Consider the following 13,457-nt stretch of genomic DNA (forward strand, 5'->3'; position numbering starts at 1 on the left):
GTTCAGCGCTGTTGCACAAACTCGCGGTAGGCGGCAACGACCTGCAGAAAGTCTTCGACGCCGCAGAGGGAGAAGCTCTCTTCGTCGTAGTAGCTCATCCCTTCTTCAATTTCATCGCCGGAAATCTCCAGCTGGTTAGCGCGAATCATGACCTCCTCGCCGTCTAACCATAACGTGTACTCATGCCCGGCACGCTGCCAGGAGCGCTCGCTGCCTTTTACGGTACGCGCGGCCTGTTCCACTTCATCCAGCAGGGCGAGATTATCCTTCACCTCTTCATTAAACCAGTGCCCCACCACCTCGTGGCCCATCGCCATCCGCACCTTTACCACTCCGGTAATATCGCGCAGAAATTCGTAATCCATAGTCTCTTCCTCTGCAAGGGCAATGCGTCACGCTGCACTGTACCCATAGCGTAATTATCGCAGCACCGGGAAAGAAAAAAAGCGGGGAGGATGAAGGATTGGAAATAAAAATGCCCGGTGACGCAATGTTCACCGGGCACTGGAGACTTTACGGCCAGTTCGTCAGGCGAGCTGACGCGTGACCTTATACCGCAGTCTGGAAAATCACCCCATCCGCTTTCTCAGTGTACTGATCCAGCTGATTGAAGTTCAGGTAGCGGTAGGTATCCGCTGCCGTCTGATCGACCTGAGCGACGAAGGTCTGGTACTCCTCCGGCGTCGGCAGCTTGCCGAGCAGTGAAGCCACGGCCGCCAGCTCAGCGGAAGCCAGGTAGACGTTCGCGCCGGTCCCCAGACGGTTCGGGAAGTTACGGGTTGAGGTGGAAACCACCGTCGCGCCGTCGGCTACGCGCGCCTGGTTGCCCATGCACAGGGAGCAGCCCGGGATTTCGATCCGCGCGCCGCTCTTACCAAAGACGCTGTAGTAGCCTTCTTCGGTCAGCTGAGCCGCATCCATACGGGTTGGCGGAGCCACCCACAGACGGGTCGGCAGCTGGCCTTTGTGGCTATCCAGCAGCTTACCTGCGGCGCGGAAGTGGCCGATGTTGGTCATACAGGAGCCGATAAAGACTTCGTCGATCTTCTCCCCCTGAACGTCGGACAGCAGACGAGCGTCGTCCGGATCGTTCGGTGCGCAGAGGATCGGCTCTTTGATATCCGCCAGATCGATGTCGATAACCGCGGCATATTCCGCATCCGCATCGGCTTCGAGCAGCTGCGGATCCGCCAGCCATTTTTCCATCCCCTGAACGCGACGCTCCAGGGTGCGGCGATCGCCGTAACCTTCGGCGATCATCCACTTCAGCAGAACGATGTTGGAGTTCAGATACTCAACGATCGGCGCCTGGTTCAGCTTGATGGTACAGCCGGCTGCAGAACGCTCGGCGGAGGCGTCGGTGAGCTCAAACGCCTGCTCAACTTTCAGATCCGGCAGGCCTTCGATTTCCAGAATGCGTCCGGAGAAGATGTTTTTCTTCCCTTTCTTCTCAACGGTCAGCAGGCCCTGCTTGATGGCGTACAGCGGGATGGCGTGAACCAGATCGCGCAGGGTGATCCCCGGCTGCATCTTTCCTTTGAAGCGCACCAGCACGGATTCCGGCATATCCAGCGGCATGACGCCGGTGGCGGCGGCAAACGCCACCAGACCAGAGCCCGCCGGGAAGGAGATACCGATCGGGAAACGGGTATGGGAGTCGCCGCCGGTACCTACGGTGTCCGGCAGCAGCATACGGTTCAGCCACGAGTGGATAACGCCATCGCCCGGACGCAGAGAGACGCCGCCGCGGTTCATAATGAAGTCAGGCAGAGTATGGTGCGTGGTCACGTCGACCGGCTTCGGATAGGCCGCGGTATGGCAGAAGGACTGCATCACCAGGTCCGCAGAGAAGCCCAGGCACGCCAGGTCTTTCAGCTCGTCACGGGTCATCGGACCGGTGGTATCCTGGGAGCCAACGGAGGTCATCTTCGGCTCACAGTAGGCGCCAGGACGAATACCGGTTACGCCACAGGCGCGGCCAACCATTTTCTGCGCCAGCGAGAAGCCGCTGGTGCTTTCGGCAACGTCTTTCGCGTGACGGAAAACGTCGCTGTGCGGCAGGCCCAGAGCGTCCCGCGCGCGGGTCGTCAGGCCACGGCCGATAATCAGCGGAATACGGCCACCGGCGCGGACTTCGTCGATCAGCACGTCGGTTTTCAGCTCGAAGGTCGCCAGCAGCGCATCGGTTTCGTGGTTACGCACTTCGCCTTTGAACGGGTAAACATCAATGACGTCGCCCATATTCAGGTCGTTGACGTCCACTTCAATCGGCAGTGCGCCCGCATCTTCCATAGTGTTAAAGAAGATTGGGGCAATTTTCCCGCCAAGGCACAGGCCGCCGCCGCGCTTGTTCGGCACGTTCGGGATATCGTCGCCCATAAACCACAGCACCGAGTTAGTGGCGGATTTACGCGAAGAGCCGGTACCGACGACGTCGCCAACGTAGGCCAGCGGGAAGCCTTTTTTCTGCAGCGCTTCAATTTGCTTGATCGGGCCAACCGCTCCCGGCTGATCCGGTTCGATGCCTTCACGGGCGTTTTTCAGCATCGCCAGCGCGTGCAGGGGGATATCCGGGCGGGACCAGGCGTCCGGCGCCGGGGAAAGGTCATCGGTGTTGGTTTCACCGGTAACTTTGAAAACGGTGACGGTGATTTTTTCCGCCAGCTGCGGGCGGCTCAGGAACCACTCGCCGTCGGCCCAGGATTGCATCACCTGCTTAGCGTGTTCGTTACCCGCTTTCGCTTTCTCTTCTACATCATAGAAGTTATCGAACATCAGCAGCGTATGGGACAGCGCTTTCGCGGCAATCGGAGCCAGTTTGGCATCGTCCAGCGCGTCAATCAGCGGATGAATGTTGTAACCGCCCTGCATGGTGCCCAGCAGTTCAACGGCTTTTTCAGGGGTAACCAGTGGGGAGGTCGCTTCACCTTTGGTGATGGCGGCAAGGAATCCGGCTTTAACGTAGGCGGCTTCGTCGACGCCCGGCGGTACGCGGTTAATTAACAGGTCTAACAGGAATTCTTCTTCACCCGCTGGCGGGTTTTTCAGCAGTTCTACCAGCGCGGCCATTTGGGTTGCATCTAAGGGTTTGGCAACAATCCCAACGGCTGCACGCTCAGCTACGTGCTTACGGTATTCTTCTAGCACGACGGTTCTCCTCGCTCTCATTGTAAAATGCGGTAGGCGATTCTCTTCACGCTCCTGTGAGACAGCAGTTTGTAGGGTAAATGCCCGATACCGCGTCGGCAGCATAGCAGGATTTTGGGGAGGTGTTAATCTGTTTACAAAAAAGCAACATTAAAAATTAGCTGAATCGTTAAGGGCAGGATTTTGCAGCCTTTACACCGGTTTCCCGGTATATAAATTTCATGTGCTGCCGGCGGCTGACCCCTCTTCCGGCAAAATCAGCCGCTTCATCCCGCCGTGCGGCTGGCGCGCCCTTTCAGGAAAAAAGCATAAAATATGCCCGGCGCCTCATCCCGCGCCGGGCGCTGAGAAGCTGAAACGATTTTAGCCCTGATGGGGCATCAGCTGCGGGTAGCCGCCAAATGCCGGCTTCGTGCTGCTCAGTGCGGCTTCATCGCTCTTGATGCTGCCCGAGTTCGCCGCCCAGACGCCTTCACTCGTTTTGCTGATCGCCTGGTGCTGCGTATTCAGGTTCTGCCCCATCGTGGCAATATGCGTATTTTCCGTGCCGCCGCTGTTGTCAGCCCACGGAATGGAAGGATCGGCGGCACAGGCCATAGCGGATGCCAGCGTTGCCGCTAACAACGTCGTTGTTAAAAAGCGTTTCATAACCCACCCCACTAATAATTAACCAGCTATAAGTTTACTTAGTAATTATTGTCAAAGTATCTATAACCTGTAGCAGGTTATTAACGCAGACACAGATCTAAACATCAGGCATAAAAAAAGCGGCTCACAGAGCCGCTTATGCTTTTTGCCGGAAAGAAAAAGTTACTTTTTCTTCGCTTTCGCGTTCGGCAGGTCGGTGATGCTACCTTCGAAGACTTCTGCCGCCAGGCCAACGGACTCGTGCAGAGTCGGGTGCGCGTGGATGGTCAGAGCGATGTCTTCTGCGTCACAGCCCATTTCGATAGCCAGACCGATCTCACCCAGCAGCTCGCCGCCGTTGGTGCCGACAATCGCGCCGCCGATAACACGGTGGGTCTCTTTGTCGAAGATCAGTTTGGTCATACCGTCTGCACAATCGGAAGCGATCGCACGGCCGGATGCTGCCCACGGGAAGGTGGCAGTTTCGTAGCTGATGCCTTTCTCTTTCGCTTCTTTCTCGGTCAGACCAACCCAGGCAACTTCCGGTTCGGTATAGGCGATTGACGGGATCACTTTCGGGTCGAAGTAGTGCTTCAGGCCAGAAATAACTTCTGCGGCAACGTGACCTTCGTGAACGCCTTTGTGCGCCAGCATCGGCTGACCCACGATATCGCCGATAGCGAAGATGTGCGGTACGTTGGTACGCAGCTGCTTATCAACGCGGATGAAGCCGCGTTCGTCAACTTCAACGCCGGCTTTGCCCGCATCGAGGTTTTTACCGTTCGGTACGCGGCCGATAGCCACCAGCACGGCGTCGTAACGCTGCGCTTCAGCCGGGGCTTTTTTGCCTTCCATGGAAACGTAGATGCCGTCTTCTTTTGCTTCAACGGCGGTCACTTTGGTTTCCAGCATCAGGTTGAACTTCTTGCTGATGCGTTTAGTGAAGACTTTCACCACGTCTTTATCGGCAGCCGGGATAACCTGGTCGAACATTTCGACCACGTCAATCTCTGAACCCAGCGCATGGTAAACGGTACCCATTTCCAGACCGATGATACCGCCACCCATAACCAGCAGGCGCTTAGGTACGGATTTCAGTTCGAGGGCGTCGGTGGAGTCCCACACGCGCGGATCTTCATGCGGAATGAACGGCAGTTCGATCGGACGGGAACCCGCCGCGATGATCGCGTTGTCGAAGTTGATCACGGTTTTGCCGTTTTCGCCTTCAACTTCCAGGGTGTTAGCCCCGGTAAATTTACCCAGACCGTTTACCACTTTCACTTTACGGCCTTTGGCCATACCGGCCAGACCGCCGGTCAGCTGAGTGATAACTTTCTCTTTCCAGGTACGAATTTTGTCGATATCGGTTTTCGGCTCACCGAAAACAATACCGTGTTCGGCCAGCGCTTTCGCTTCTTCGATAACTTTAGCAACGTGCAGCAGCGCTTTAGAAGGGATACAGCCGACGTTCAGACAAACACCGCCCAGGGTGCTGTAACGTTCGACGATGACGGTTTCCAGACCTAAGTCAGCGCAACGGAAGGCAGCAGAATAACCTGCGGGACCAGCCCCAAGTACCACGACCTGAGTTTTGATTTCAGTACTCATCATGACCTCTGTAGTTAGTATCCGGCGGTCATACCCGTCGTCTTTCAGGCCGCAACTGCGTTAGCTTCACACCTTCCCCCCAGCCACTTACTTGAGTAAGCTCCTGGGGATTCTGGCGCTTGCTGCCTTGCTGCATCCAGAAATCCATAGGGTATGTATATTAATACCCTTATATCCACCGGGACGTTCTATCCGCGTGCATTTTACAAAATTGTTAACAATTTTGAAACAACAAACGGCAAACGATTTTGTCCTTTATTGCCGATAACCCCAAAACGCGCGCGAGATTACCAGAAAAAAGCCGGCCGTCAGGCCGGCTTTTCGCTTACATCACCAGGCGGCGAATATCGCTCAGGGTGTTGTTGATGATGGTAATAAAGCGAGCACCATCAGCACCGTCGATCACGCGGTGGTCGAAGGACAGAGAGATCGGCATCATCAGACGCGGAACGAACTCTTTACCATTCCATACCGGTTCCATCGCGGATTTGGACACACCGAGGATAGCCACTTCCGGCGCGTTAACAATCGGCGCGAAGTGGGTGGTACCCAGGCCGCCGATGCTGGAGATGGTAAAGCAACCGCCCTGCATTTCGCCAGCGGTCAGCTTACCGTCACGCGCTTTCTTAGAGATCACCGTCAGCTCACGGGACAGCTCGGTAATGCTCTTCTTGTTCACGTCCTTGAAGACCGGAACAACCAGACCATTAGGCGTATCAACCGCCACACCGATGTTGATGTACTTTTTCAGCGTCAGACGCTGCGCATCTTCGGACAGGGAGCTGTTGAAGCGAGGCATCTGCTCAAGCGCAGCGGCAACCGCTTTCATGATGAAGACCACCGGGGTGAATTTCACGTCCAGCTTACGCTTCTCAGCTTCCGCGTTCTGCTGCTTACGGAACGCTTCGAGGTCAGTGATGTCGGTTTTGTCGAAGTGCGTAACGTGCGGGATCATCACCCAGTTACGGCTCAGGTTAGCACCAGAGATTTTCTGGATACGGCCCAGCTCAACTTCTTCAACTTCACCAAACTTGCTGAAGTCCACTTTCGGCCACGGCAGCATGCCCGGGATACCGCCGCCGGTAGCGGCAGCAGGCGCAGACTCAGCGCGCTTAACGGCATCTTTCACGTAGGCCTGAACGTCTTCGCGCAGGATGCGGCCTTTACGACCGGAGCCTTTCACTTTCGCCAGGTTCACGCCAAATTCGCGCGCCAGGCGGCGGATCAGCGGAGTCGCATGGACGTAGGCATCGTTCTCAGCGAACTCGGATTTGCCTTCAGCTTTCGCCGCAGGGGCCGCCGCTTTCGCAGCCGGAGCCGGTGCAGCCGCTGCAGGTGCCGGAGCAGCTGCCGCCGGAGCCGCAGCAGGCGCCGCGCCTTCAACTTCGAAGACCATAATCAGCGAGCCGGTGGAGACTTTGTCGCCGGTGCTGATTTTGATCTCTTTCACGGTGCCCGCGAACGGTGCCGGAACTTCCATCGAGGCTTTGTCACCCTCTACGGTGATCAGTGACTGTTCAGCGGCAACTTTGTCGCCCACTTTCACCATCACTTCGGTCACTTCAACTTCGTCACCGCCGATATCCGGTACGTTAACGTCTTTCGCGCCAGCCGGAGCCGCTGCCGCCGGAGCGGCCGCCTGTGCCGGTGCTGCCGCTGCGGCAGGTGCCGCGCCCGCCACTTCGAAGACCATGATCAGCGAGCCGGTGGAGACTTTGTCGCCAGCGCTGATTTTAATCTCTTTCACGGTACCCGCGAACGGTGCCGGGACTTCCATTGACGCTTTGTCGCCTTCAACGGTAATCAGAGACTGTTCAGCCGTAACGGTGTCGCCCACTTTAACCATGATCTCGGTGACTTCTACTTCGTCGCCGCCGATATCAGGCACGTGTACGTCTTTCGCCGCGGCCGCAGCCGGTGCAGCGGCCGGAGCTGGCGCTGCTGCTTTCTCTTCCTGCGCAGGTGCAGCGGCTGCTGCACCATCGGCGGAATCGAAAATCATGATAAGTTTACCGGTCTCGGTTTTGTCGCCAACGGAGACTTTAATCTCTTTAACGACGCCAGCCTGCGGAGACGGGACTTCCATAGAGGCTTTGTCACCCTCTACGGTGATCAGCGACTGTTCAGCTTCAACTTTGTCGCCAACTTTGACCAGGATTTCGGTGATTTCAACTTCATCTGCCCCGATATCCGGTACGTTGATTTCGATAGCCATTATTCTCTTACCTCTTACGCCAGACGCGGGTTAACTTTATCTGCATCGATGTTAAATTTGGCGATTGCTTCTGCCACAACTTTCTTATCGATTTCACCACGTTTAGCCAGTTCGCCCAGCGCCGCAACAACCACGTAGGAAGCATCTACTTCGAAGTGGTGACGCAGGTTTTCACGGCTGTCAGAGCGACCAAAGCCGTCGGTACCCAGTACGCGGTAATCATCAGCCGGTACATAGGTACGAACCTGCTCGGCGAACAGTTTCATATAGTCAGTAGACGCTACGGCCGGTGCGTCGTTCATCACCTGAGCGATGTACGGTACACGCGGGGTTTCCAGCGGGTGCAGCATGTTCCAACGCTCACAGTCCTGGCCATCGCGCGCCAGCTCGGTGAAGGAAGTTACGCTGTAGACGTCAGAACCTACGCCGTAGTCTTTCGCCAGAATCTCTGCTGCTTCACGCACGTGACGCAGGATAGAACCGGAGCCCAGCAGCTGAACTTTACCTTTGCTACCTTCAAGGGTGTCGAGTTTGTAGATACCTTTACGGATACCTTCCTCAACGCCTTCCGGCATGGCCGGCATGTGGTAGTTTTCGTTCAGCGTGGTGATGTAGTAGTAAACGTTCTCTTGTTTCTCACCGTACATACGCTCCAGGCCATCGTGCATGATGACGGCAACTTCGTACGCGTAAGACGGATCGTAAGAGATACAGTTCGGGATAGTCAGAGACTGAATATGGCTGTGACCATCTTCGTGCTGCAGACCTTCGCCGTTCAGCGTGGTACGACCGGAAGTACCGCCGACCAGGAAGCCGCGAGCCTGCTGATCGCCTGCCTGCCAGCACAGGTCACCGATACGCTGGAACCCGAACATGGAGTAGTAGATGTAGAACGGGATCATCGGCAGGTTGTTGGTGCTGTAAGAGGTCGCAGCAGCCAGCCAGGATGCGCCGGCACCCAGTTCGTTGATACCTTCCTGCAGGATCTGACCTTTCTCGTCTTCTTTATAGTAAGCAACCTGCTCACGGTCCTGCGGGGTGTACTGCTGACCGTTCGGGCTGTAGATACCAATCTGACGGAACAGGCCTTCCATACCAAAGGTACGCGCTTCATCGGCGATGATCGGCACGAGGCGGTCTTTAATGGACTTGTTCTTCAGCATCACGTTCAGGGCACGAACGAAGGCGATGGTGGTAGAAATCTCTTTGTTCTGCTCTTCCAGCAGCGGACCGAAATCTCCCAGGGTCGGCAGCTCCAGCTTCTCATCGAAGTTAGGCTGACGGGTCGGCAGGTAGCCGTGGAGTTTCTCACGCTGGGCGTGCAGATAGGTATGCTCTTCGGAACCTTCCGGGAAGGTCACGTACGGCAGTTTTTCGATATCAGCATCGGCAACCGGCACGTTGAAACGATCGCGGACGTAGCGTACGCCGTCCATGTTCATTTTCTTCACCTGGTGAGCGATGTTTTTACCTTCAGCGGTATCACCCATGCCGTAACCTTTGATGGTATGGGCCAGGATAACGGTAGCTTTACCGGTGGTTTCCTGCGCTTTTTTCAGTGCAGCGAAGACTTTCTTCGGATCGTGACCACCGCGGTTCAGGGCCCAGATCTGCTCGTCAGTCCAGTCGGCAACCAGCGCTGCGGTTTCCGGATATTTACCGAAGAAGTGCTCGCGAACGTAGGCACCGTCTTTGGATTTGAAGGTCTGGTAGTCGCCATCAACGGTTTCGTTCATCAGCTGAATCAGCTTACCGCTGGTGTCTTTACGCAGCAGCTCATCCCAGCGGCCGCCCCAGATAACCTTGATAACGTTCCAGCCAGCACCGGCAAAGATGCCTTCCAGTTCGTTAATGATTTTGCCGTTACCGGTGACCGGGCCGTCCAGACGCTGCAGGTTGCAGTTGATGACGAAGACCAGGTTATCCAGTTTTTCACGGGTCGCGATGGTGATAGCGCCTTTAGATTCCGGCTCATCCATCTCGCCATCGCCCAGGAAGGCGTAAACGGTTTGTTTGGAAGTATCTTTCAGGCCACGGTGTTCCAGATATTTCAGGAATTTAGCCTGGTAGATTGCACCGATTGGGCCCAGACCCATGGATACGGTCGGGAACTGCCAGAAGGTCGGCATCAGTTTCGGGTGCGGGTAGGAAGAGAGGCCTTTGCCATGCACTTCCTGACGGAAGTTGTTCATCTGCTCTTCAGTCAGACGACCTTCGAGGAACGCACGTGCGTAGACGCCCGGAGAGATGTGGCCCTGGAAGTAAACCAGGTCGCCGCCATCCTGCTCGTTGCGCGCACGGAAGAAGTGGTTGAAGCACACTTCATAGAAGGTCGCGGAGGACTGGAAGGAAGCCATGTGGCCGCCCAGCTCAAGATCCTTTTTCGATGCGCGCAGAACGGTCATGATGGCGTTCCAGCGAATCGCAGAACGAATGCGACGTTCCAGATCGAGATTCCCCGGGTATTCCGGTTCATCTTCAACGGCAATAGTGTTGACGTAACTGCCAGTAGATGTGCCAGCAGCAACCTTCACCCCGCCTTTGCGGGCTTCAGAAAGGAGTTGGTCAATCAGATACTGAGCGCGCTCAACACCTTCTTCACGGATGACCGATTCGATCGCCTGTAGCCAGTCGCGAGTTTCGATCGGATCCACGTCATTTGGTAAACGTTCTGACATGGGGGGTATTCCTTATCTATCTAATCGTTGATTAATCTGGAACCTGTCCCATTGCACTCTTTGCCCGTCATACTTCGGCTTGTATCATTGTTGGCTTCTCGTCCTCACCCCGGTCACATAGTTAGCTATGCTCCCGGGGATTCCGACGCTTGCCGCCGCGATACAAGCCGAATTATTTAGGGCAACTGAAACTAAAAGCGCAATAAGACAGGTTCTGCGTTTAGTTGCCGCGCTCTAAAAAATGGCGCTTAAGAACCGGAGTTCTCATCTTTCCGTTGCTGTAAACGACGCAGTGAGCGTTCTCGACGACTCTCCTCACGGCTACGATCCAGCAAAATTTCTTCAATGAATGCCAGGTGTCGATGCGACGCTTCACGCGCCTGCTCCGGCTCCCCGGCGATTATCGCCTCGAAAATACGCGTGCGATGATTGCTGACCTGCGGGAGCATTTCCCGACGGGCGTACAACAATTCAAAGTTCTGACGAACGTTTTGCGCCAGCATCGGCTCCATGCAGCGTAGCAGATGCAGCAGCACAACATTATGCGCCGCTTCGGTGACGGCAATTTGATACTGGACGACGGCATCGGATTCGGCGTCAAGATCGCCGGACTGCTGGGCCCGTTCAATGGCCTGATGCAGTTCGCGAATACGTTCGCGGTCAGCATCATTGCTGCGCAGCGCCGCGTAATAAGCCGCGATGCCTTCAAGCGCGTGACGGGTTTCCAGCAGATCGAATTGGGATTCAGGGTGATCGGACAGGAGCTCTACCAGCGGGTCGCTGAAGCTCTGCCACAGGCTGCTCTGTACAAAAGTTCCACCGCCCTGGCGACGAAGCAACAGGCCCTTGGCTTCGAGGCGTTGAATCGCCTCACGCAGCGAGGGACGGGAAACGTCGAACTGTTTAGCCAGTTCGCGTTCAGGCGGGAGTTTTTCACCGGGGCGCAACGTCCCCTCAAGGATTAAAAACTCTAGCTGCTGCTCAATCACATCAGATAGTTTTGGTTGGCGGATTTTGCTGTAGGCCATATTCCCTGTCTCTGCCATTAGCCCGGAGTCAATTGGTCTTACCAATTCGCAGTTCGTAGCGGTAAAGTAACAAAGTATTCACCTTCTGTCCATACAGGTTTTGATTGAAATCAGTAAACCCGGCATATTTTAACAACCTTACAGAAATAACATTTCAGAATTGTAACTTCTCACAAATGATGTCTTTACCCCGTTGGAGGTAGCGTTAACTTTTGTGAAACGTAAAACAGGCTATCTGAACCGATTCAACAGGCCAAAACGCGTCTTTATATTCAGTTTTATTGCGTGGTTAGTCATTAAGGGTTAAAAGCGCCCGTCGCCGCCCTATTTACAAATGGTTTCTTTTTGTTCGCTTCGTCATCACCCCTTCATAAAGCAGGTGCATTCGCCCGCACTTATCACTATTCTCCATGATACAAAAGGCCTTTTAGTGATTTTATATTCCGCCTTGCGTAAAGAAATTAATACAGAAACGGAATTTCATAATTACACAACACAATAATGTTGACGCAGAATCATGCATAACAGGGCTGGTCATCAACTCTCAGCAATAGGGATAGCTATGCTATCTGGCAGGGACCGACAATAAAGCAACAGCCTGAAGGATGAAGCGTAAACGCAAAATAACCACACACGAGGTTTCATGATGGAAGGTCAACAGCAAGGCGATCGGCTAAAGCGCGGCCTGAAAAACCGCCATATACAGCTTATTGCTCTGGGCGGCGCTATCGGTACCGGCCTGTTTCTGGGCAGCGCGTCCGTTATCCAGTCAGCAGGTCCCGGTATTATCCTTGGCTATGCCATCGCCGGTTTTATTGCTTTTCTGATTATGCGCCAGCTCGGTGAGATGGTTGTGGAAGAGCCGGTGGCAGGGTCATTCAGTCATTTCGCCTATAAGTACTGGGGCGGTTTTGCCGGCTTTGCCTCCGGCTGGAACTACTGGGTGCTGTACGTTCTGGTCGCCATGGCGGAACTGACCGCGGTCGGAAAATACGTCCAGTTCTGGTGGCCCGAGATCCCAACCTGGGTTTCTGCAGCTATCTTCTTCGTTGCCATTAACGCCATCAACCTCACCAACGTGAAGGTCTTCGGCGAGATGGAGTTCTGGTTCGCCATTATTAAAGTCGTTGCCGTTGTGGCGATGATTCTGTTCGGCGGCTGGCTGCTGTTCAGCGGCAACGGCGGCCCGCAGGCAACCGTTCGTAACCTGTGGGATCAGGGCGGCTTCCTGCCGCACGGCTTCACCGGGCTGGTGATGATGATGGCCATCATCATGTTCTCGTTTGGCGGCCTGGAGCTGGTAGGGATCACCGCGGCGGAAGCGGATAACCCGGAGCAGAGCATTCCCAAAGCCACCAATCAGGTTATCTACCGTATCCTGATCTTCTACGTGGGCTCGCTGGCGGTACTGCTCTCTCTGCTGCCGTGGACCCGCGTGACCGCAGACACCAGCCCGTTTGTGCTGATCTTCCACGAACTGGGAGATACCTTCGTTGCTAACGCGCTCAACGTGGTGGTACTGACCGCCGCGCTGTCGGTGTATAACAGCTGCGTTTACTGCAACAGCCGGATGCTGTTTGGCCTTGCCCAGCAGGGCAACGCACCGAAAGCGCTGATGAACGTCGACAAGCGCGGCGTACCGGTGAATACCATCCTGGTTTCCGCCGTGGTGACCGCGCTGTGCGTGCTGATTAACTACCTCGCTCCTGAATCAGCGTTTGGTCTGCTGATGGCGCTGGTTGTCTCTGCCCTGGTGATTAACTGGGCAATGATCAGCCTGGCGCACATCAAGTTCCGTCGCGCAAAACAGCGGCAGGGCGTGGTTTCCCGCTTCCCGGCCCTGTTCTACCCGGTCGGTAACTGGATCTGCCTGCTGTTCATGGTCGCGGTACTGGTCATCATGCTGATCACCCCGGGCATGGCCATTTCCGTCTACCTGATCCCGGTGTGGATTGCCGTTCTCGGCGTCGGCTACCTGCTCAAACAAAGAAACGCCAGCGCCGTAAAAGCACATTAATACATCTCCAAACTCTGTGCCCGCCGCATCGTTGCGGGCACAGAGCACTGTTACCCACCTCACACTTCCCCTGCATCAGTCGTTTTGTCCATATCGTTAACCTGATACTGCAACGCATTTAACAACATATCAGCAAA

8 protein-coding genes are annotated in these 13,457 nt (G+C 55.4%); 1 reads left to right on the forward strand and 7 read right to left on the reverse strand.

All coding sequences use genetic code 11. From position 1 onward, the window contains the following. Positions 1-2: 2 nt before the first annotated feature. The 7 genes from yacL to pdhR all read right to left on the reverse strand — a co-directional run bounded on the left by yacL (position 3) and on the right by pdhR (position 11,303). Positions 3-365, reverse strand: coding sequence for a protein YacL (gene yacL / locus EDF75_RS19905; RefSeq protein ID WP_133600637.1), 363 nt, complete (start codon positions 363-365; stop codon positions 3-5). A gap of 184 nt (positions 366-549) precedes the next feature. Continuing rightward, positions 550-3,147 (reverse strand): bifunctional aconitate hydratase 2/2-methylisocitrate dehydratase, encoded by a 2,598-nt coding sequence (gene acnB / locus EDF75_RS19910; RefSeq protein ID WP_133600638.1) that lies wholly within the window; start codon positions 3,145-3,147, stop codon positions 550-552. A gap of 363 nt (positions 3,148-3,510) precedes the next feature. Next, a complete protein-coding gene (locus tag EDF75_RS19915; protein WP_133600639.1) occupies positions 3,511-3,795 on the reverse strand; it encodes a hypothetical protein in 285 nt (94 codons plus the stop codon). A 162-nt stretch (positions 3,796-3,957) separates the two neighbouring features. Beyond that, a complete protein-coding gene (lpdA, locus tag EDF75_RS19920; protein WP_045859854.1) occupies positions 3,958-5,382 on the reverse strand; it encodes a dihydrolipoyl dehydrogenase in 1,425 nt (474 codons plus the stop codon). A 325-nt stretch (positions 5,383-5,707) separates the two neighbouring features. After that, the gene (gene aceF, locus EDF75_RS19925; protein ID WP_133600640.1) at positions 5,708-7,597 is read right to left on the reverse strand and encodes a pyruvate dehydrogenase complex dihydrolipoyllysine-residue acetyltransferase; all 1,890 of its coding nucleotides are present in this window, start codon (positions 7,595-7,597) and stop codon (positions 5,708-5,710) included. A 14-nt stretch (positions 7,598-7,611) separates the two neighbouring features. Then, positions 7,612-10,275 carry a pyruvate dehydrogenase (acetyl-transferring), homodimeric type gene (gene aceE, locus EDF75_RS19930; protein WP_133600641.1) on the reverse strand — a complete coding sequence of 888 codons (2,664 nt, stop codon included), beginning with the start codon at positions 10,273-10,275 and terminating at the stop codon, positions 7,612-7,614. Positions 10,276-10,523: 248 nt separating this feature from the next. Further along, positions 10,524-11,303, reverse strand: coding sequence for a pyruvate dehydrogenase complex transcriptional repressor PdhR (gene pdhR, locus EDF75_RS19935; protein ID WP_004857919.1), 780 nt, complete (start codon positions 11,301-11,303; stop codon positions 10,524-10,526). 643 nt (positions 11,304-11,946) lie between these two features. Here pdhR and aroP point away from each other — a divergent pair. Next, positions 11,947-13,320, forward strand: coding sequence for an aromatic amino acid transporter AroP (gene aroP, locus EDF75_RS19940; protein ID WP_133600642.1), 1,374 nt, complete (start codon positions 11,947-11,949; stop codon positions 13,318-13,320). The last annotated feature ends 137 nt before the right edge of the window (positions 13,321-13,457 follow it).

The organism is Klebsiella sp. BIGb0149, from assembly GCF_004362605.1.
Classification (GTDB): domain Bacteria; phylum Pseudomonadota; class Gammaproteobacteria; order Enterobacterales; family Enterobacteriaceae; genus Klebsiella; species Klebsiella terrigena.